At 63.5% G+C, this 21,445-nt stretch carries 15 protein-coding genes; 4 read left to right on the top strand and 11 right to left on the bottom strand.

Annotated elements, in window-relative coordinates:
• The first annotated feature begins 1 nt into the window (after window position 1).
• Both C4J84_RS03290 and C4J84_RS03285 read left to right on the top strand, forming a co-directional pair.
• Window positions 2-442 carry a TadE/TadG family type IV pilus assembly protein gene (locus C4J84_RS03290; RefSeq protein WP_124428574.1) on the top strand — a complete coding sequence of 147 codons (441 nt, stop codon included), beginning with the start codon at window positions 2-4 and terminating at the stop codon, window positions 440-442.
• A complete protein-coding gene (locus C4J84_RS03285; RefSeq protein ID WP_124434908.1) occupies window positions 439-3,171 on the top strand; it encodes an ATP-binding protein in 2,733 nt (910 codons plus the stop codon). The genes C4J84_RS03290 and C4J84_RS03285 overlap by 4 nt, the downstream gene beginning before the upstream one ends.
• Here the strand turns inward: C4J84_RS03285 and C4J84_RS03280 are convergent.
• The 6 genes from C4J84_RS03280 to pbpC form a co-directional block, all read right to left on the bottom strand.
• On the bottom strand, window positions 3,168-5,150 hold the full coding sequence (locus C4J84_RS03280) for a pilus assembly protein TadG-related protein (protein WP_124434907.1): 1,983 nt from the start codon (window positions 5,148-5,150) through the stop codon (window positions 3,168-3,170). The two genes, C4J84_RS03285 and C4J84_RS03280, sit on opposite strands and share 4 nt — an antisense overlap.
• A gap of 98 nt (window positions 5,151-5,248) precedes the next feature.
• On the bottom strand, window positions 5,249-5,806 hold the full coding sequence (locus tag C4J84_RS03275) for a DUF4136 domain-containing protein (protein ID WP_124434906.1): 558 nt from the start codon (window positions 5,804-5,806) through the stop codon (window positions 5,249-5,251).
• Between the two features lie 45 nt (window positions 5,807-5,851).
• Window positions 5,852-6,454: a DUF4136 domain-containing protein gene (locus C4J84_RS03270; RefSeq protein ID WP_124434905.1), complete on the bottom strand. Its 603-nt coding sequence runs from the start codon at window positions 6,452-6,454 to the stop codon at window positions 5,852-5,854.
• Window positions 6,455-6,478: 24 nt separating this feature from the next.
• Window positions 6,479-7,228 (bottom strand): methyltransferase, encoded by a 750-nt coding sequence (locus C4J84_RS03265; RefSeq protein ID WP_124434904.1) that lies wholly within the window; start codon window positions 7,226-7,228, stop codon window positions 6,479-6,481.
• Complete coding sequence (locus C4J84_RS03260; protein WP_048723087.1) at window positions 7,221-7,529, bottom strand: MazG-like family protein; 309 nt, start codon at window positions 7,527-7,529, stop codon at window positions 7,221-7,223. Before C4J84_RS03260 ends, C4J84_RS03265 begins: the two co-directional genes overlap by 8 nt.
• A gap of 159 nt (window positions 7,530-7,688) precedes the next feature.
• Entirely contained in the window at window positions 7,689-10,019 is a 2,331-nt protein-coding gene (gene pbpC / locus C4J84_RS03255; RefSeq protein ID WP_124434903.1) for a peptidoglycan glycosyltransferase PbpC, read from the bottom strand.
• 90 nt (window positions 10,020-10,109) lie between these two features.
• Between pbpC and C4J84_RS03250 the strand changes: the two genes are divergently transcribed.
• On the top strand, window positions 10,110-10,403 hold the full coding sequence (locus C4J84_RS03250) for a hypothetical protein (protein ID WP_124365693.1): 294 nt from the start codon (window positions 10,110-10,112) through the stop codon (window positions 10,401-10,403).
• A gap of 139 nt (window positions 10,404-10,542) precedes the next feature.
• On the opposite strand, the gene C4J84_RS03245 is transcribed toward C4J84_RS03250, so the two are convergent.
• The gene (locus tag C4J84_RS03245; protein WP_124434902.1) at window positions 10,543-15,438 is read right to left on the bottom strand and encodes an alpha-2-macroglobulin; all 4,896 of its coding nucleotides are present in this window, start codon (window positions 15,436-15,438) and stop codon (window positions 10,543-10,545) included.
• Window positions 15,439-15,715: 277 nt separating this feature from the next.
• Between C4J84_RS03245 and C4J84_RS03240 the strand changes: the two genes are divergently transcribed.
• Window positions 15,716-17,059 (top strand): MATE family efflux transporter, encoded by a 1,344-nt coding sequence (locus tag C4J84_RS03240; RefSeq protein ID WP_124434901.1) that lies wholly within the window; start codon window positions 15,716-15,718, stop codon window positions 17,057-17,059.
• Window positions 17,060-17,188: 129 nt separating this feature from the next.
• On the opposite strand, the gene speA is transcribed toward C4J84_RS03240, so the two are convergent.
• The 4 genes from speA to C4J84_RS03220 all read right to left on the bottom strand — a co-directional run bounded on the left by speA (window position 17,189) and on the right by C4J84_RS03220 (window position 21,311).
• Entirely contained in the window at window positions 17,189-19,102 is a 1,914-nt protein-coding gene (gene speA / locus C4J84_RS03235) for an arginine decarboxylase (RefSeq protein WP_124361102.1), read from the bottom strand.
• 142 nt (window positions 19,103-19,244) lie between these two features.
• Entirely contained in the window at window positions 19,245-19,616 is a 372-nt protein-coding gene (locus C4J84_RS03230; RefSeq protein ID WP_124365690.1) for a translation initiation factor Sui1, read from the bottom strand.
• Between the two features lie 88 nt (window positions 19,617-19,704).
• Window positions 19,705-20,241: an NUDIX hydrolase gene (locus C4J84_RS03225; protein WP_124434900.1), complete on the bottom strand. Its 537-nt coding sequence runs from the start codon at window positions 20,239-20,241 to the stop codon at window positions 19,705-19,707.
• A 2-nt stretch (window positions 20,242-20,243) separates the two neighbouring features.
• Window positions 20,244-21,311, bottom strand: a complete 1,068-nt coding sequence (locus tag C4J84_RS03220; RefSeq protein ID WP_124402953.1) for a DUF2333 family protein — start codon at window positions 21,309-21,311, stop codon at window positions 20,244-20,246.
• Window positions 21,312-21,445: the final 134 nt, after the last annotated feature.

Here is a 21,445-nt window from a genome sequence, read left to right as displayed (position 1 = left end):
GATGAAAACTAGCCTCCCCAACAAACAGAAAGGCACGGCCGCGATTGAGTTCGTCGCGGTGTTCGTGATGTTCTTCGCCGTGTTCTACGGCATGGTCAGCTACAGCCTGCCGCTGTTGTTATTGCAGTCGTTCAACCAAGCCACCGCCGAGGCCGTGCGCCTGAGCGTGGGGCTTGACCCGGCCATGCCGGGCTACAGCGCTGCGGTACAAAGCACCGCCAAGAGCGCGATCAGCGAACGCCTGCGCTGGATCCCCAACGCCTATAACTTCAACGCGGCGACGCAGGTCAGCACCACCTTCGTGGGTGGTCTGCTGAAGGTGCAGATCAACTACCCCTCGGCCAATCTGCAGGCGGTCATGCCGTTCATTGTGCTGCCCGGCATTGGCAGCGTGCCGCAGTTGCCGGTGACACTGCAGGCCCAGTCGAGCCTGCAGTTTTGACCTCGGGGGACAAACTGTTCGGGCGCCTGCTCGGCCGGGGCGGCGCGCTGACGATCGCGCCTGCGGCAGCGCCCTCGGCCGGTTTGCAGGTGCTGTTGGATGCCCAAGGTCGAGTGCTCGATATCAGCGGCACACTGCGCTCACACCTGGCGCCCTTTGCCCCAGGGACGCCGCTGCACGCCTTGCTGTGGGCCCATAGCGCCCTGGCGGTGGAGGGCGTTCCCGCTGACTGGCAGCGCCATAGCCTTGACCTGGATTTCCAGGGCAGCGCCGGGCAGGTCCTGCACACCCGTGGCACCCTTGAGCCTGACGACCAGGGCTGGCGCCTGCATGCGGTGGATATCGGCGATTTGCTTGACGGGCGGCAACTGGCCGAGCAGCGCGAACAGAATCAGCAACTGGCCAGCCAGGTCAGCGAGCAACTGCGCGTGTGCAGCCTCAGCCGCCTGCCCGATGTGTTCAACGAGCAACTGTGCAGTGTGGCGCAGCGCTGGAAAATCCCCTGTATCGCCCTGGCGCTGCTCGACCAGGAGGACCAGGGCTGGATGATCTACAGCCAATACGCCCAGCATGACGCGCCGCTGTTCTGGCACCCCGGCCAGCGCCTCGGGACCTGCCTGGACAGCCTCAACGGCACCACCCCATTGAGCCTGCAGGCACTTTACGGGCGCGGTGAACACCCACGCTTGCACAGCGTGTTTGGCAATGCCGATGGGTTCCTCGTGCCCTACCGCGATAGCCAGGGCGTCGCCGCGTGGTTGCTGTGCGGGGCCTACAGCGGTGAACCCGACACCCGCGAGCGTGACTGGCTGAACCTCGCCGCCGCCCTCGCCGCCCCGCTGCTCAGCCGCCTGCGCGAACACCGCCATCATCTGCAACTGGAGCGCCAGGAAGCCCTGCAGGGTTTGCTGGGCACCGGCTGGTGGGAGTTGCTGCCCGCCAGCGACGAGATACAGCTGGCGCCGCAATTGCTGCGCAACCTGGGCCCCGAAGACGGCCCGACCCGGCAAGCCCTGGACACCTGGCTCAACCTCATCCACCCCGCGGATCGCGAGGAATTGCACAGCCGCCTGCGCGACCTGCAAGCCCTTGGCAAACCCTTGCTCGCCAGCGTACGCCTCAACCGTGGCGACAGCGACCAACCACCCACCTGGTACCGCGTGCAGGGCCAGGTGCTGGGCGCGGGTGAGCAGCGCCGCTGGATCGGCTTCATGCTCGACATCAGCGACATCAAAAACCAGCAACTGCAAGCCGACGCCGCCCATGCGCGCCTGGATAACCTGATCGCCAGTTCGCCGGCGGTGATCTACGTACAGCGCTACGTGAACGGCGCCTTGCAGCCGGTGTTTTTCAGCGACAGCCTGCTGCCGCTGCTGGGCCGCACCCTCGCCGAATGCAGCCACGACAGCCTGGTGCAATGGGTCCACCCGCAAGACCGTGACCTGTATTTCCAGCGCACGCGCCAACTGTTGCGCGAAGGCAGCGTGCGCAGTCGCTATCGGGTCCAGGATAAACAGGGCGACTACCACTGGCTGCTCGACGAGGCCAAGCTGCTGCGCGACGACCTCGGCCTGCCGGTGGAGGCGGTCGGCCTGTGGCTGGACGTCACCGAAGCCACGTTGGCCGCGCAACAGGTCACGGCCAGCGAAGAGCGCTACCGCATCCTGGTGGAAGACTCCCCGGCAATGATCTGCCGCTACCGCCCGGACCTGACCCTCACCTTTGGCAACACGCCCCTGGCCAACTACCTGGAATGCCGGCCCGGGCAATTGCCGGGACTGAACCTGGGGCACTGGCTGTCGGCCGAGCAGCGCGCAGCCTTTGTGCTGCGCATCCAGCAACTGACCCCGGAGTTTCCCGTGAGCACGGCGGAAATCAGCCTGCAACTGCCGGGGCGCGAGCATGCCTGGTGGGTGTGGTCGGACCGTGGCGTGTTCGACGAGCATGGCCATCTGGTCGAAGTGCAGGCCGTGGGCCGCGACAACACCGAAGTGCGGCGCTCCCAGCAGCAACTGACGCAAAGCGCGAAAATGGCCACCCTCGGCGAAATGGCTACCGGCCTGGCCCATGAGATCAACCAGCCGCTGAACGTGATGCGCATGGCCGTCGTCAACGTGCTCAAGCGCCTGAGCAATGGCGACGTGCAGGTCGACTACCTGACGGAAAAACTCCAGCGCATTGACGCACAGGTGCAACGCGCGGCGCGGGTGGTGGACCATATGCGCGTGTTCGGCCGCCGCTCGGAAGTCGAGCAGCAGCCCTTCGACCCGGCGCACGCGGTGGAAGGTACGCTGTCGCTGCTCAGCGAAGGCCTGCGCGGCAAAGGCGTGGAGGTCAGACTGACCCAGGCGGATAGTTCGGTGCAGGTCACAGGTTACGCCGACCAGCTGGAGCAAGTGCTGATCAACCTGATGGTCAATGCCCGCGATGCGCTGTTGAGCCTGAAGCAAAAGCACCCGGATCTGCGCCCCTGGATCGCCGTGCACACCGAACACGACAGCCGCCACGTACGCATCTGGGTCGAAGATAACGGCGGTGGCATTGACCCGCGCTTGCTGGAACGCATCTTCGAGCCGTTCTTCACCACCAAGCCGATTGGCGTGGGTACCGGGCTGGGCTTGTCGGTGAGCTACGGCATCGTCGAAAACATGGGCGGACGCCTCAGCGTCAGCAACGGCGAGTACGGTGCGCGGTTTTGCGTGGAGCTGCCCAGGGCCGTCGACGTTTAAATCACCAAATAAGCCTCGCCGGCCTGGCCGCAGCTCAGGTTGGCGCCCACAGTCACGTTTGCCAGGCTGATGCCCAGGCTGTTCAACAGGTTGTTGAGGATAGGGTTGAGCAATGGGCTCAGGGCGTTATTCAACACGGGCGTCACGAGGGTGGAGACGCCGCTGAGCAGCGATACCGTGCTTGCGACCACGCTTCCCAAAGGGTTGCTCCCCACGGGTCGATAAGCCGTGATCCCGACGCCATTGAGCGCGGCGGAAAGGCCACTCACCAAATTTGCAGCCGGCACAGCCGATTGATAACTGGGCGCAAGCCCCATATCAGGCGGTGTGGCGAACGGCGTGGTGCTGGAAAACACCAGGTTCTGCTCACTGTTGCTCCCCGCCACAGTGCTTTGCACGTTGATCGCGATGCCGCCGCCAGCAAACGCCACACGCGGATCACAACTGCCGATTCCAAGGATCTTGTGGCAGGTCTTGATGCCGATATCGACCAGCGGCAGCGGCGCCACGCTCATCGGCTGGGTGGACGAAAATGCGTTGCTGATGTTGCCAACGTTCAAAGACACGATCGAGCTGATGGTGTGGGCGGTCAGGCTCTTGGTGCCCGCGCTGCCCGTCGGGCAGGTGTAGCCGGTGACATAAGTGCTGGCGCCGCCGGCATCCAGCACGATCTTGAGCGGCACGTTACCCGGCACCGCAACGATGTCCAGTTGTTGGCAACCGGCCCCCAGCAGGCAAAACGCCGAGTTGATCGTGGTCACCAGGTTCAGGCTCAGCAGGCCGTTGAGCACCGGCGTCAGCGGCCCCACCAGGTCATTCACCGCCGTGGTCAAGCCGGCCACGCTGTTGAGCACCGGCAGACTCACCGTTACCTGCGTGCGCAGTTGCGCAGTGCGCACGAAAATCCTGTTCGGGCCCAATGGGTTGGCGGCCGCGAGCATCGGATTGCCGATAGCCGACAACTGCGGCGGCTCGATCACTTTGATCTGCGTGGTGACATTGGCCAGCCCTAACACGCTGATGGGCAAGGTCACCGCCGCCCCGCTCTGGCTGCCGGCCAACTGCACCACGCCTTGGACCAGCTGGAACACCTGCAAATTGGCATTCAGCGCAGCGGCGGTGGTGCCGGTCTGCAGCTGCAGGATTGTGCCGACGGTCAGCGGCACCGGGTTGGTCGCCGCGACCTTGATAATGCCCAGCGCCGTCACGGCATTCGCCGTCAACGGGTTGTTACCCAGCACGCTGATGGCGGCTTGGAGCAATTGTGAGGCGGTCACCGTGGTGTTGAGCAACTGGGTGTAGTCACCGGCGGTCACGTGCAGGTCGAGGGCCAACTGGTCGAGGTAACTGAGCATATTTATGTCGCTGTTAAGCAAGCCATTCCAGCCGAGCACCGACACATTGACCGCGCCGCCGAGCAACCCGCTGAACACCGAGTTCAACGCGCCGGCGCTGGCGGTATCGACGCTGGTCAGGGTGCTTTTGATGCTCAACTGGGCCATCGGTGGCGTGGGCTTCGCCGCCACGGCCTTCGCGGTCAATTGGGTATTGAGACTGACCGGGGTACCGGAAAACAACGACCACACGCCACCGGCAACACTGGTGGTGACGGTTTTGCTGACCACCACTTCGATCGCCGCCGACACTGCGGGGTTGGCCGCGAACACGCGCTGGCCGGACGCGCCGGTGGTCACGGCGCCACAACGGGTGACCAAGGTATTGCCGTTACCCACTACGAATTGATTACGGGCCACGCTTTGCGCCGCATACGCCGCTGCGCTCAGGCCGGCCGCGCAAGTGCCGTCGCGGCTGACAGCTTCCAGCGCTGCCGTGTCCGCTACCCCTTGCAGCCTGCGCTTTTCCAGGTAAAGCCGTCCGCTGTCGACCGCCAGCAACGTGAACGCCAACACCACTGCCAACACACCGACCGCCATCAAGCCGATGGCGCCGCGTTGCTTGCCATGAAGTCGGGGAGACATCGAGCACTCCTGTGCCGGCGAGTTGCCGTGCGCTTACTCTCCTTAGGGTATCGATGAGTGTAGACGCGCTGCCGGCGCAGCGCTGCTAAAGGGCAGGATCAGCGCGGCGGGTAGTTAGCGAGGATTTTGCTCACGGTGTTGCGAATGGCCGCGCTGCGGTCCTGGGGGTTCGGCGAGCTGGCCATGATTTGTTCGTCACTGCCACGCCACACCAGCTTGCCGTCCTTGCCGTCGAGCAGGTCGATCTGCAGGGTCGCCACTTTGTAAGTGATGTTGCGCGTTTCGTTGTACATCGGCGCGCCCCAATAGCCGTTCCATGGCCCGCCCCAGGCACCGCCGTAGTTGGTGGAGACCTGCTGCTGGCGGTCTTCGACGATCAGGTAGGCCTGCACATTCAGGTCAGCCTTGGTGCCGGGTGCTGCTGGGCGCAGGCCGCGCTGGTCAAGCTGCTCGCCCACGGCCTGGCGGATACGTTGCTCGGTGAGGTCGCTCTTGATGCGCGGGTCATCCGGGCGGTATTGCAGCGCCGGTTCCTTCCAGGCCCAGTGACGGTAGGCGGCAAAGTCGCGGCTGCCGTCAAAATCGTGGTTGACCTGGTTGCTCTGGCAACCGCCCAGCAGCAGCACAACGGCAAGCGTAGCGATACGACGAAACATGATGGCTCTCCAACGTTCGGTCCAGGCTTTAAATGAGAATAGCGGTTAACGCGGAGGATACGCCGTCAGTGCCTTTTGTACCGCCTGGCGCAGCGCATCCGCACGCTCGCTGAGGCTGCCCTGGCCGCTCGTTTCCGCACTGGCGCTCCACACCGGCTGGCCGCTGCGGGCGTCAAACAGATTGACCCGCACCACCACGACCTGCACTTCATAGGTACGCACCATCGGCACCGAGTTGTACATGCCGTAGCCATTGCCATAACGGTTGTAGCCGCCATAGCCGTAGCCATAGTCATCCTGGACTTGCCGCAGGCGTTTCTCCAGGCGCACATCGGCGCTGACCAACAGGTCGGGCGCGCGATTGTCGTGCAACGGGCGCAGGCCGCGCTGGTCCAGTGCGCCGCTGACCGCTTCGGCCACCTGGGCCGAATCCGCCCACGCGGTGCCGGCCGGCAACTGGCCGTTCCGCCAGGCCCAATTGCGGTAGGCACCATAGTCGCGCACCGGCGCCGGGTAGGCACTGGCATCGAAGGTCGTGGCCGCTTGCGCCGGGGCCGGTGGGATCGGCGCCGAAGCGGCCACATAAGGGTTAGGACTGGAACAGGCGCCTAACCCGAGAGACAACAGGAGCAAACCGAGACGACGCATTTCGACCTCCGCAGACTGGGCCGCTTAAACCGGACGGCACACCCAGTGCAAATAACGCCCAAGTCCGGCAAAGCTTGGGTGACGACGGTGAGCGAGCTCCATCTCGAGCAAATCCTGCAGATCGGCGCGCGCCTGGAATTCCACCGGCATATAGTCGTGGAACACGCGGACGCCACTTTGGCTTTCGACCTGCCAGAGCCCTTCGAGTTGCGCCGCCAATTCCCGCGGGTCCAGCGGCTGCTGCGGTGTGAGGCTCTGCTTTTCGCCGGCCATATCGTTCTTGCGCATCTTGCGAAAGTGGCCCTTGAGCAGGTTGCGGTAGATCAGCGCGTCGCGGTTATAGAACGCCAGGGACAGCCAGCCGCCGGGCAGCGTCAATTGGTGCAGCACCGGCAGGATCGCATGGGGTTCGGCCAGCCATTCCAGCACCGCATGGCACAGCACCAAGTCGTAGGGCTCGGTGAGTTGGCCGAGCAGGTCTTGCCAGGGCGCATGGATGAACGTGGCGTTCTGTCCGGCGTCGGCGAAGCGCTGGCGTGCGCCTTCGAGCATAGGCTCGGCGGGCTCGGCCAGGGTCACCTGATGGCCGCGTTCGGCCAACCACAGCGACATATGCCCCAACCCCGCGCCGATATCCAGTACACGCAACGGGCGGTCCGGCAAGGCTTCGGCAAGATCGGCCTGCAGCACCGCCAGGCGAATCGCACCCTTGGCGCCGCCATAAATCTTCTCGGCAAAACGCGTGGCCAACTGGTCGAAATGCCGATCACTCATGGGCAAACCGCCGCTCGCTGTCGGCCAGTTTGGCGCGCACCACCTCGTTCATGTCCAGGCCCAGCTCACTGCACAGCAACAGCAAGTACAGCACGATGTCGCCGACTTCCTGGCCGGCGTGAGCCAGCTTATCGGCGGGCAATTGGCGCGACTGGTCTTCGCTCAGCCACTGGAAGATCTCCACAAGTTCGGCCATTTCCACACTGGCGGCCATGGCCAGGTTTTTCGGGCTGTGGAACTGCTTCCAATCGTTGGTATCGCGGATGCGGTGCAGGCGTTCGGTGAGGTGTTCGAGGTTCATTGGGGGCTCCTGAATGGGTATAGCTTCAGGGGGATGGAGATTGAAGGCAAGTGAATAGCGGTGGTGGGCTTGAGGACGCCATCGGGGGCAAGCCCCCTCCCACATTCTGACCTGTGAATACATTCAAAATGTGGGAGGGGGCTTGCTCCCGATAAGGCCCTAGTCAACAACACTGAACTCAAGCCTGGCCGTCTGCCCCGCCTCATCCAGAACACTCAGTTGATAACGGCCCAATCGCTCGAAACTGGCATTGATGAAATCCTGATTGGCACTATCCCCCAAAGGCGCCCCATTAAGAAACCACCACCGCCGCCCGCTCCCGCCCAGGGCGGAGATTTTCAGGCGCAGCGCCTGTTGACTGGCAGCGGGCAGACGCAGTTGATCGCCCTCGCGCACGCCCACAATGGACAACGGCGAAGCGGCGGCCAGGGCCGGCGGCGGGCAATCCGGGTCGGCTGCCGGGATGCGCGCTTCGCGTCGCTCCGCCCTGGGCAACCAAGGCTCCAGCGGCGCCGGCCACAGGGCGATATTGGTCGCTTCTGCGCCGGGGCAATGGGCATCCACCCGTAACCCCTTGGCGTTGACCCAAAGGTTTTCCATCAACCCCACGCTCAGGGGTTGGTCCAGCGCCTGCAAGGTCGGCGGCGTGGTGTTGTCCAGGGTCCAGGCAAAGCGCTGGCGACGGCAATTGGGATCGCTGCGACTCATCGGCTGGCCCAGCGGCCAACAGATGGCCGCCGCGCCGACATTGGCCGGCACCGGCTTGACGGGTGCGCTGATGCCGCGCTGGCTGTCGCGGTTGGCCAGCACGTCATGCACCTGCAACATCAATGGCGCCGCCGACGCCAGGCCAAACTGCCCTGGCACCGGCGTGCCGTCCGGTCGACCGATCCAGACGCCGATCAGGTAACGCGGGCCGACGCCAATCGCCCAGGCATCGCGAAAGCCATAGCTGGTGCCGGTTTTCCAGGCCAGCGTCGGGCGTTGCACGAGTTCGGCCCGTGGGTCGCGGTCGGGGCGCGCCTGGCCGCTGAGGATACGCCGCACGATCCAGGCCGCTCCCGGCGACAATAATGGCCGCTCCCTCAGCACGTCATCCGGCTGCAAGCGAAGGGTGGCGCTCTTGCCGTCGCGGGCGAACGCACTATAGCCGCTGACCAGGTCTTCCAGGCGGCTGCCCGCGCCGCCCAGGATCAACGCCAGGTTCGGTTCGGCCAACGCCGGCAACGCCAACGGCATGCCGCCGATCCGCATCTGCGCGGCAAAGCGTTTCGGCCCGTAGGCTTCCAGCAATTGCACTGCCGGCAGGTTCAGCGAGCTGGACAGCGCCGTACTCGCCGGCACCGCCCCGGTAAAGCCCATGGAGAAATTGCCCGGCCGGTAATCGCCGTAGCGTCGCGGCACGTCCTGCAGCAGGGATTCGGAATGAATCAAGCCGTCGTCCAGGGCCATGCCATAGAGGAACGGCTTCAAGGTGGAGCCGGGCGAGCGCAGCGCGCTGATCATGTCCACATGCCCATAGCGCTTGGCGTCATTGATATCCACCGAGCCGAGGTAGGCGCGCACGGCCATGGTCTCCTCCTCGACAACCAGGATCGCAGCGGAGGTATGTTCGGGCAAACGCGCGCGCCAGCCCAACAGCAGGTCTTCCAGACGGCGCTGCAACGTGGCATCCACCGTGGTGCGGATCAGCGGCGGGCTGTCGGGACGGTTCAAGCGCCGCGCGAGCAACGGCGCCAGGCTCGGTTCCAGGCGCGGCGCGAGCAGCAGCGGTTCTTCCAGCGCCTCATCCACCGCCGATTGCGGCCATACCTGGAACTCGGCGAGCCGGCGCAGCACTTTATCGCGGGCCTGCTGGGCGCGCTGCGGGTGACGGTCCGGGCGCAAGCGGCTCGGTGCCTGGGGTAATACCGCGAGCAGGGCCGCTTCGGCGTGGGTCAATTGCGACGGGGATTTACCCAGATAAGCCCAACTGGCCGCCGCCACGCCCTGCAGCGTACCGCCGAACGGTGCGCGGTTCAGGTACAGGTTGAGGATCTGCTCCTTGGACAGGTGCCACTCCAACTGCGCGGTGCGCCACAGCTGGCGCAACTTGCCGAGGAAGGTGCGCGAATGCGGATCGAGCAAACGCGCCACTTGCATCGATAACGTACTGCCGCCCGACACCACCCGCGCACCGGTCAGGTTTTGCCAGGTCGCCCGCGCCAACGCCAGCGGGTTCACGCCAGGGTGGCGGTAGAACCAGCGGTCCTCATAGGTCAGCAGCGCGTCCAGGTAATACGGTGAGACTTCGCTGGTTTGCACTGGATAGCGCCACACGCCATTGGCATCGGCAAAGCGCCACAACGGCGTGCCATCCTCGGCCAACACCACCCGGGCCAGGTCGTCCTGGGGCAACGGCAACGGCCAGATACGGTCGGCCAGCCATAGCAGGGCAATCACCAACAACAGGCTCACCAGTATCCAGCGGGCAACAAAACGCAAATTCAAGCGGGCAAACCTCTATGCTTGTAGGGAACTCGCCTGTCGCTACAACGACCAAAGGCACAGTTACGCCCACCTTCTTATCAGGACACGCACATGCAGGTAGAAAGCTTTTTCGAGTGGTTGGGCCAGGCGCTCGGCTCCGTCATCCGCTTTATCGTCGACGGTCTGAGCGGCTTGTTCGGAGCCCTGACCCACGCCGGCGGCAACTTTATCGATGGCTTGTCACGCACCCTGGGCATGGACACCTCGATCATCAGCATCCTTACCCTGATCGTAGGGCTATTGCTGCTGTACTCGGCCGTGCGGGCGTTCATGCGCGCGTCGATCATCATGGGGATTATCTGGTTGATCCTGGGGTTGTGGCTGCTCAGTTGGGTTGTGCACTAGATCCAAGAATGTCCCCGATCCCATGTGGGAGGGGGCTTGCTCCCGATAGCGGTGTTTCAGTCAATGCATCCGGCAACTGACACACCGCCATCGGGGGCAAGCCCCCTCCCACATTGGATCTCCATTTCAACTTCAGCGATCAGCGGCCCTTGATCACCATATCTGCCGGGGTTTCGCCCACCGCCTGCCAGTTCGGCCGGTACATCGACTCCACTTGCGGCGGCGGCACGCGGTAGGTGCCCGGCGTTACAGCCCGCGCCAGATAGAGCAAGTGCGTCGTCCCATAGCCATCCAGATTCATCGCCGCCACATAACGGTCATCACGAAACTCCTGATGCTTGAGCGAGGCGTTCTGCATCGATTCGCGCCATTCCTTCACCTGGCTGCTGGCGTTCTCCAGGCTGGCGGCGCTTTGCGCCAGGTTCTGGTTTTCCAGTTCCAGGCCGGCCGGTAGCAGGTCGACCACCAGGGCGTCCGGCACCCGTTGTTTGGCGCTGACCGCCAAGTGCACCAACACCAAATCACCGCTGTTGAGGCTGTGCAGGTTCAGCGGCTGGCCGTTCATGCCCAGGTATTCGCGACGGATGCTCAGATTCTCGCCGCCCGCTGCCGGTGGCACTTGTGGATAACCGGAAAGGGTCAGTTGCTGGTACACCGGCGTTTCGCCCTGGTTGCTCAGGGTCAAGTCGCTGGACAGCAGCTTGTCATCCAGTTGCAGCGTCGATTGCTGATTGTTCAGTTCGCGCACCGCGCCACTGCCGGTCAGCGACACCTGCCAGCTCGCCTCTGGCTGGGCGAGCCCAAGGCGCCCAGCGAGGAACAGTGAATTACGCTCCTGGGTCGACAGATACGGGCTGGCCGCCAACTGGTCCGCCAGGGTAAACAAACGTTCCTCGCGCTTGCCCTTGGCCAGGTCATTTTCTTCCAGCAAGGCCAGGATCATCGCCTGGTCGCGCAATGGGCTGCCGTAGTCGGCCAACCATTCCTTGGCGCTGCGCTGCGCCGCCAGGCCCGCGAGCAACGCCTGGTCCGCACGCGGCTGGTCGCCCATTTTCTGCAGGGCGATGGCCAGCTGCACCAGCGGCAAGCCGGAACGCGCATCGCTGCGGCGTTCGAAGATGCTGCGCAAGGCCCCCAGCGGCGCCTGCTGACTGCGCGCCAGGACCATGCCGGCGTAGGCCTGCACGGCGAAACGGGTGTGGTCGGCGTTGTCGCTGTAGTCGACTTCGATCAGGTTGCGCTCCTGCACGTAGCGCAGCAGACGCTCGCTGGCTTTCTTCAGCGCCTCGGCCGGTACGGCAAAGCCCTGGTCGCGGGCGCGCAGCAGGAAGTCGGTGACGTAGGCGGTCAGCCAATATTCTTCCTCGCCGTCAGCGCCCCACAAACCGAAGCTGCCGTTGTAGCGCTGCATGCCCAACAGGCGTTCGATGCCCAGCTCGATCTTGCGTTTACGCTCGGCATCCGGCTCGCCCTTGATACTCAGGCGTTTGAGCAGCGCGTCGTCGGCATAGAGCGAGGGGTACAGACCGCTGGCGGTTTGTTCCAGGCAGCCGTAGGGGTAAGCCTTGAGCGCACTGATCTGCGCGCCGAGGTTCAACGGCGGCCGGCTGGACAGGCTCAACAACGCCTCGCGTCCCGAGCTGTCGAACTGCTCCAGGGTGCCTGCCGGCAAGCTCCACGGCTGGTCCTTGAGCACGGCGCGGTAATGCTTGAGCAACGCCGGGTAAGCAGGGCGCACGCCCAGGGTCCATTCACGGCTGAACGGCGGCAGGGTTTCACCGGGCAGGTCCAGGCCATTGACCGTGACCTTAACTTTGCCTTGCCCCAGACCGCCCCAGGCTTTTACCGGGATACGCAGGGTGGTGCGCTGGCCTTGCTTGAGTTCGACGGTTTGCGCGCCAGTGTTGACCAACTCCAACTGCCCTTCGGCACTCAGTTGCACGTCAAGCTTCTGCGCCTTGCCCGAGAGGTTGGACAGGTCCAGCGCCAGGGTGGTCTGGTCACCCCCGGCCAGGAAGCGCGGCGCCGACAGCTCGGCAATCAGCGGCGCGGCGATGACCGTCTTGGCTTGCGCCATGCCATAGCGATCATCGCTCCAGCCCTGGGCCATCAGGCGCAGTTCGCCGTTGAAATCCGGAATATTGACGCTGACTTCACCCTCGCCCTTTTCGTTGAGGGTGACCGGCGCGCTTTGCAGGGCGACGATGGTCACGCTGGTGTCCGGGCGCTTGCCGCCCTTGGCCAGTGCCGCATCGCCACCGAACGCCAGGCTGGCCAGGCGGCCCTGCCCGGCTTCGATCAACTGGCCGTAGATGTCGAACTGGTCCACGCCGTAGGCCTTGCGGCCAAACAGGCTGGCGTACGGATCGGGTGTGGGGTATTCGGTGATATTGAGAATGCCCACGTCTACTGCGGCCACCAGCACATGCACCTGCTTGGGCACACTGCCGTCGGCATTCCTGGCGGCGATCTTCACCGTCAGCGGCTGTTTGGGGCGCATTTTTTCCGGCGCGGTCAGCGTGAGGCCAAGCTTGCGCTGGGTACGATCCAAAGGCAGGTGCAGCAGGCCCACCGCGCGCTTGGGGGTGATATTGGCTTTGCGCTCGCCAGGGCGGATTACCAGTGCACTCACGTACAAATCATGCCGCGACCATTTCGGGTCGAGCTTCACGGCGAAGCTTTTACCTTCGGCCGGCACGTCGATTTCCTGCCACCACAGCGGCCCTTCGGCGGACTCCACCAGCAGGTAGCCTTTGCCGGCAGCCGGCGGGGTTACGGTGACATTGGCGGTGTCGCCATCGCCATAGGCGGGTTTATCCAGCGCCAGTTTGACCTGGTCGGGGCGCACGGCGCCGCCTTCGGTGTTGTCCTGGGCCTGGTAGCCGGCCCAGAAGCGCAGGCTGCTGATCAGGCCGGTCTGCGGGTCTTCGACCTCCACGCGGTAAGGGCCCCACTCCACCTGGAAGCTGACCTTCGCGGTATCTCCAGCCTTGATGTCGAGGGTCTGTTCGTCGAGGTTGAGGAATTTCTCGTTGTAGTGATAGCTCCAGCCATCGTTGTCGGAGTAGTTCCAGTAGTAGTCGCGGCGCTCACGCACCAGACGCACCTTGAGGTTCTGCGCGGCGAGTTTCTGCCCGTCCTGGTTGGCCACCACGACTTCAAATTCCGCCGGGCCGTCGCCGTTGGTTTCAGTGCCGTCAAACAGCCCGCGCAGGCCCGGCAACTGCTCGGCCGGCCAGATCGGCTGTACCAGGCGCCGGGTGATCGGCCGCCCGCCCGACTCTTGCAGGCTGGCTTGCACGATCAGTTGCAGCGGCGACTTGGCCTCGGCCCATTTGCTTTCCAGGGTCAGTTCTTCCTGGCCCTTGGCGTCGAGCGTGCTTTCGTCCAGTTCGAAATCCTGGCTCAGCTCTTCTTCGGTGACCGAACCGAACTGGAAGCCCGGCAGGGCTTTGACCGCCTCACGCAGCGGGCGCACATAAACCTGCCCGCTGACCCGATTGCCCGAGGCCGGCGCGCCGTACAGATAACGGCCGTTGACCTGGATGACCGGGTCATCCGCCGGGCTCAGCGCGGTGTCGCTGCCCTTGAGTTCCAGCGCCAGGCGCTCGGGCAGGAAGTCTTCGACGAGGAATTCATACAACTGCGGTTTGCCATCGCCCAGGTCGAACACCAACTGCCACCGCCCGGTCGGCGCTTCGCCGGCCAGTTGCAGCGCGTATTGATAGAGGCCGGAGGCGTCGGCGTCCCACACGAATTTTCGGCTGACCTGCTCATCCGGGCGCCGCACTTCGACGCTTACCGGTTGCGGCTTGACGACGTTGCCGTCCTTGTCGCGCAACAGCGCGTTGAGCAGCACGGTTTCACCGGGACGGTACAAGTCACGCGGGCCGAACACAAAAAACTGCAGCGGATGGGACGGCTGGCCAGCGATATCGAACTCGGCCAGGTCCAGCGCGGCGCTGTCGAGGCGCAATAAGCTGGTCTGTTCGCCTTGTTTGGCCAGCAGCACCTGGGCTTTTTTCGGCAGCGGCAACTCGGCGTGGCCACCGTCTTCGGTCTTGCCCTGGCCGAGCACACGGCCTTCGGCATCGAGAATTTCCAGCTCGACGCCGTTCAGCGCCTTGCCACCTTCCAGCGCCTGGGTAAACACATCCAGGCGATTGGCGTAGCGGTGCACCGACAGGCCGATATCGCTCAAGGTGAACAACGTGGCCGGTTGCGAATAGTTGTAGGTGCCTGAGGCGCGCATCACCGCCAGGTACACTCCGGGCTGCTGCAATTGCTTGAGGCCGGCGATCGGCAGCAACAGGGTTTCGCGGGTGTTGCGCGCCGGGTTCAAGTCGAAACGCCCGCCGTAGACCAGATCGGCCATCGGCAGCAATTCGCGGGACTCGTAACTTTGCAGGCTGGTATTGCGCCCCCACTGCGCCAGGAACGACGGCAGGGACTCGGGCTTGATGCGGAAGAATTCGACGTCAATCTTGTCGACGTTCAGCGCGATCACCGGCAAGCCTTCGGCCAGGCGCGTGGGCAGCAACGTGCCGCGGCTGGCGAAGCCGACGGTGGCTTGCAGGTCACGGGTTTCCAGGCGGGCGCTGTACTCGGCGGGCAGCAGGTTGTTATTCACCGCTCTGACACCGGGGTCCACCGTGAGCACCAGCTTGCGCTGCGGCTCCAGGTGACGCAGGCGCAACTCCATCAGGTTGTCCGAGAGTTCCCAGGCGCCATCGACCTTGCCCGAGGTGCTGTCCACCAGATGGACTTTGTCGGCGAACTTCTGATCCGGGTCCAGGGGAATGGAGAAACTCACCGACAAGGTGCTGGCCCCATCCAACTGCACCTCGGACACGTCCACCACACTCAATTCGCGCCCGGCGTAGCGCTGCTTCAACGCCGCCACATCCACTGCCGCCTTGGCCGGCTTGGGCGCCACGCTCGCCGCCGGGGCGGAGGGTGCAGACGGTTTATCGGAAGAATCGCAGGCGCTCAGCAGGGCCAGCGCGCAGGCCAGGAACAATCCTTTGTTAAGCATGGGGCACTCGTCGTCAGAGGAAACCGGGGGTGAACTATATATCAGCGCCGGCCAAGCCGTTGTGGCGCCGGTCACATTGACCGACGGAGGGTGGGCCAAGCCCAATCCCACAGTCAATGGAGATCAAAAAATGTGGGAGGGGCTTGCTCCCGATAGCGGTGGGTCAGAACTGGATTCAACCACTGACACACCGCCATCGGGAGCAAGCCCCCTCCCACATTGGTTCTGCGGTGTGGTGGGTGGACGGTTACAATGCGCCACCCTCGAAGGAGCCTTCATGACAGCCCTGCTCGCCGACTGGCGCCACCGCCCCACCCATCGCCGTGTCTGGGCCCTGGCCGCGCCGATGATCCTGTCGAATATCTCCGTGCCGCTGGTAGCCCTGGTCGACAGCATGGTCATCGGCCACCTGCCCCACGCTCACCAACTGGGCGCCGTGGCCGTCGGGGCCAGCCTGTATACCTTCCTCGCCTGGGCCATGGGTTTCCTGCGCATGGGCTCCACCGGTTTCGCCGCCCAGGCCGCCGGGCGTAATGACGGCGCGGCCTTGCGCCAGATTCTGCTGCAGGGTTTGTTGCTGGCGCTGGGGTTGGCGATGTTGCTGGGAACCGTCGGCATTCCGCTGAGCCACCTGGCCCTGGAGTGGATGCAGCCCTCCGCCGAACTGAACCAGCTGACCCGCGAGTTCTTCCATACGCGCCTGTTTGGTCTGCCTGCCGCACTGGCCACTTATGCGCTGGTCGGCTGGTTCCTCGGCACCCAGAACGCCCGTGCGCCGCTGGCGATTCTGCTGACCACCAACCTGGTCAATATCGCGCTGAACCTGTGGTTCGTACTCGGCCTGGACTGGGGCGTGGTCGGTTCGGCCCGCGCCTCGGTGATCGCCGAGTGGACCGGCGCCCTGCTCGGCCTGGCCCTCACGCAAAAAGCCCTGCGCGCCTACCCCGGGCATATCGCCTGGGGCGCATTGAAACTGTGGGAAAGCTGGCGCCCGCTGCTGGCGGTGAACCGCGACATCTTTATCCGCAGCCTGGCGTTGCAGTCGGTGTTTTTCATGATCACGGTACAAGGCGCGCGCCTGGGCGATGCCACCGTGGCGGCCAATGCGCTGTTGCTCAACGGCCTGCTGCTGACCGCTCACGCTTTGGACGGCCTGGCCCACGCGGTGGAAGCCCTGTGCGGCCACGCCATCGGTGCGCATGATCGCCAGGCGTTGAGACGTTCATTGGTGGTGGCCTGTGGCTGGTCATTGATCGCCAGCCTGGGCTTCGCATTGCTCTTTACCTTCGGCGGCCATGTGTTTATCGCCATGCAGACGGATATTCCCAGCGTGCGCGAAACCGCCGATATCTACCTGCCCTACCTTGCGGTATTGCCGTTGATTGCGGTGTGGAGTTATTTACTGGATGGGCTGTTTATCGGCGCAACGCGGGCGCGGGAAATGCGCAATGGGATGTTGCTGACGGTGCTGTTGGTGCTGCCGCTCGCCTGGGCACTGCAGGGGTTGGGCAACCACGGGTTGTGGATAACCTTCCTGGTGTTCATGGCGGTGCGCAGTCTAACCCTGTGGGCGATTGCGTGGCGGTTGAATCGGCAGGGCCTGTGGCTGGGCGCCAGCTGAAGAAACCCGATCCAAATGTGGGAGGGGGCTTGCTCCCGATTGCGGTGTGTCAGCCACTAATGTTCTGACTGATCCACTGCTATCGGGGGCAAGCCCCCTCCCACACTTTTAGAGCTGTATCAGTTGCTATTACGAGGACAGGTACGAAGAACGGGTCAGGCCCAGGCGCAGCGCATCCAGAAACTGGGTGCGCTCCGACGCGGAGATCTTCGCGCTGGCGCATTTGTCACGGTAATGCGTCATCAACTCTTCCGGCGACAAGTGCACATAGCGCAGCATGTCTTCGATGGTGTCGTGGGTCTCGATACCGGCGCTGTACACCGAACCATCTTCACGCTGGTAGATGTTCACCGAGTCGGTGTCGCCGAACAGGTTGTGCATGTCACCGAGGATTTCCTGGTAAGCCCCCACCAGGAAAATACCCAGCAGGTAGTCTTCGCCCTCGTTCAGGGCATGTACCGGCAGGCTGGTCTCGATGCTCTGCTCGTCGACGTATTGCTTGATCTTGCCGTCGGAGTCGCAGGTCAGGTCTTGCAGCACGGCGCGGCGCAGCGGCTCTTCGTCCAGGCGATGCAGCGGCAGGATCGGCAGTACCTGGCCGATGGCCCAGGTGTCCGGCAGGCTCTGGAACACCGAGAAGTTGCAGATGTACTTGTCGGCCAACTTGTCGTTGAGTTCGTCCAGCACCTGGCGGTGCGAGCGCTGGCGGGCTTTCAACGAATTGTGCAGGCGGCGGCACACGGCGAAGTAGCACTGTTCGGCCAGGGCTTTCTCGGCCAGGGTCAGTTTGCCGTCGGCATACTGGGTGGCCACGTCGCTCATGTAGTGGGTGGCGCGCCAGTAGGTTTCGGTGACCATCTCGATATCGGTCGGGCCGAGCAGGTCCACCAGCCATTGCACGGTTTCGGGCAGGCTTTCCTTGTTTTCGATGGTCGGGATTTCGTCGTTGTGTTTCTCGACGTCGGTCACCTGCACCACCAGCATGGCGTGGTGGGCGGTCAGGGAACGGCCGCTTTCGGAGAAGATGTGCGGGTGCGGCAGGCTCTGCGCGTCGCAGAATTCCTTGAGCATGCCCACCACCACGCCGGCGTAGTCGTCCATGTCGTAGTTGATCGAACTGGCGTTACGCGAGTGGGTACCGTCGTAGTCCACGCCAAGGCCACCGCCGACGTCGATGTGGTCCACCGGCAGGCCGAGGTTGCGCAACTCGCCGTAGTAACGAATGGCTTCCTTGAACCCGTGCTGGTAGTCGGCCAGGTTGGCAATCTGCGAGCCCATGTGGAAGTGCAGCAGGCGGATGCCCTGGTCAAGGCCGGCCGCGCGGAAACGCTCGACCACCGACAGCAGTTGCGCCGCCGACAACCCGAACTTGGACTTTTCACCGCCGGTGTCAGCCCACTTGCTCGAAGCCAGCGACGACAGGCGCACACGCAAACCAACCTGCGGCTTGACCTTGAGGCTGGCAGCCTCTTCGATCACCAGCCCCACTTCGGATTCTTTCTCGATCACGATAAACACGTTGTGGCCGAGTTTCTGGCCCATCAGCGCCAGGCGGATGAACTCACGGTCCTTGTAACCGTTGCAGACGATGGTGCCGCCCTTCGGCGCCAGGGCCAATACGGCCAGCAGCTCAGGCTTGGAGCCGGCTTCCAGGCCGATGGAGACGTTCTGGGTGGCGATGATGTTCTCGATCACCGCTTCCTGCTGGTTCACCTTGATCGGATACAGCGCGGTGTATTGGCTCTGGTATTCCAGGCGCTCGATGTTCGAATCGAAGGCACCGGTGAGCTGGCGGACACGGTCTTGCAGGATATCGGGGAAGCGCACCAGCAGCGGCAACGACAGGCCGCTTTTGCGCAGCGCGTCGACTTGCTCGTACAGATCGACGGGCGTGCTGTTCGGACCGTTCGGACGGACTTCTACGCGACCGGCTTCATTGATCGCGAAATAACCGGCCCCCCAATGGCGAATCCCATAAACGCTGCGGCTGTCCGCAACTGTCCATTGGCTGCCATCGTCTTTGCGTGTGCGTCGTACGGACATCGAAGTCCCCTATAAATGAAGGCGAAGGCGCCACCTCAAGCGGAGGCTGGCGCAGTCTAAAGAATGAAAATGACGATTTGCCTGTGAGGGAGGTAGACCTCGCTTGCAGGACAGAGTTTAGACACAGGTTGGGAAGAGGCTTTCAGCCGCCGGACTTCTTGGCCTTGTAACCGAGCTTGATCAACTCGGCCAACAGCAGTTCGACGTGATCGCCCTGGATTTCGATGACCCCGTCTTTCAACGCGCCACCGGTGCCGCAGCGCTTTTTCAGCGCGGTGGCAAGCTCCTTGAGCGCCTCTTCGGCCAGCGGCACGCCGGTGATGGTGGTCACCGTCTTGCCGCCTCGGCCTTTGCTCTCGCGGCGTACGCGGGCAATGCCGTCGCCTTCGGGAATCAGGGTGTGTTTGCAGGTGCACGAATCCACGGGCTGACGACAGTCCGGGCAGTGTCGACCTGCGTCGGTGGAAAATACCAGGCCACCGAGGGCGGCGAAGGATGCGGCTTTCTTGGCCACCGGCAATCCTCTAGGGGATGAAAAGTGGCGCAGTGTAACGGCAAAAAGCCAAGTTGCTAAGGGCCAAATGGCGCCATTTCATGCAACTTTAGCGACGCAACGCCAGATAGCGCCGCAGGCCCTCTTGAGCGTCCGGGCAGTAAGACTTGTGTTTCGCCTCGCTCAACACCGTTTCAATCGGCAGGAAGCGCGCTTCCATGACTTCTTCGGGCTGCAGGCACAGTGGCCCGTCCCATACCGCAGAGTAGGAGGTGCACCAAAGCCTGCTGCCGCCGTCTTCGAAATAGAAATGGTCATGTTCGGTCAATTCCACACCGCTGACGCCGAGTTCTTCTGCAAGCTCACGAGCCGCCGAATCGGCATAGGTTTCCCCTGCCGCGACCATCCCGCCCGCAGCCGTGTCCCAGAACCCCGGGTACAGTGCTTTGCTCAGGGTGCGCCGATGCACGCACAACTCACCCTTGGTATTGAACAGGAATATGAAGGTGCAACGGCCGATCAAGCCGCGCCGGCGAAGGTCGGACCTGACCAGGTGGCCGAGCAGGTTGTCCTGCTCGTCGACCCAACAGATCAGTTCAGCATCGGAGGCCACGCGGTGGGCAGCCTCCCTATGAGTAGCGTCCATCATCAACCCTGGTTGAGGAGCTGACGCAAGTCGATCACTGCAGCGTTGGCCCGGGAAATGTAGTTGGCCATTACCAGCGAATGGTTCGCCAGTACGCCGAAACCGCTGCCATTGAGAATCATCGGGCTCCACACCGGTTCCTGCGAGGCCTCCAGCTCACGAATGATCTGGCGCACGCTGACGGTGGCGTTTTTCTTGGCCAGCACGTCGGCAAAATCGACTTCGATGGCGCGCAGCAGGTGGGACAGTGCCCACGCCTGGCCACGGGCCTCGTAGAACACGTTGTCGATCTGCATCCAGGGGGTTTCCACCACTTCCTCATCGACCTGCGGCACTTCACCCGGCGCCAGCGCTTCGGTTTTCAGCGCGGTGTTCAGCTTGACCCGGCCGACACTGGCCGATAGACGCTGCGACAGCGAACCCAGGCGGGTGGCGACATCCCCCAGCCAGTTGTTCAGGTTGTCGGCGCGGGAATAGAACAGCGCGCCCTTCTGGTTCGGGTCGGACAGGCGTGCTTCGTAGCGGTTCAGGGAGTTGATGCCTTCCTGGTATTCCGACTCGCTGGACGGCAGCACCCAGCTCTTGTTGTCGAAGTTGAAACGTGGCTCGGCCTTGGCCAGGTCAGCGTCTTCAGCCGACTGCGACTGGGAACGGGCGAAGTCTTTGCGCAGGGCACGGGTCAGGTCACGCACCTGCACCAGCACGCCGTACTCCCAACTGGGCATGTTGTCCATCCAAAGGCCTGGCGGGAAACGGTCGTTGGAAATGTAGCCACCTGGCTTGTTCAGCAAGGTGCCGACCACACTTTTCAGGGTCTCGACGGTGGTATAGCCGATCACCATCTGCTTGCCTTCCTTCTCGGCGGCCAGCTGGGCGTTCTGCTGGACCGGGAACAACGCGGGTTCCTGACTCCAATACCAACCCAGGCCACCGGTGACCAGCAAGTACAAGCAGATCACGCTGAGCAAGGCGCGGCTCATCAGCAGGTTGCGAACGTAGCTGCGGTTGGCCGACTTGGGCTCAGGGGCGGGGCCTTTGGCACTGCCTTCGCGGTTTTTCCAGTCCAGCATGGCGATATCCTTTCAATCACTTGAGTTCATGCACATCAATTGTCCGGGTGCGGTCAAACATTCCGACCACAACCCTACCCCATCGTGCCCATCGGTGCGGGCTTTTAAACCAAATTGGCGCATACCGGAGGTTG

It is taken from the genome of Pseudomonas sp. R11-23-07 (genome assembly GCF_003852295.1).
GTDB lineage: Bacteria > Pseudomonadota > Gammaproteobacteria > Pseudomonadales > Pseudomonadaceae > Aquipseudomonas.
This window is presented reverse-complemented; position numbering and strand designations above follow the sequence as displayed.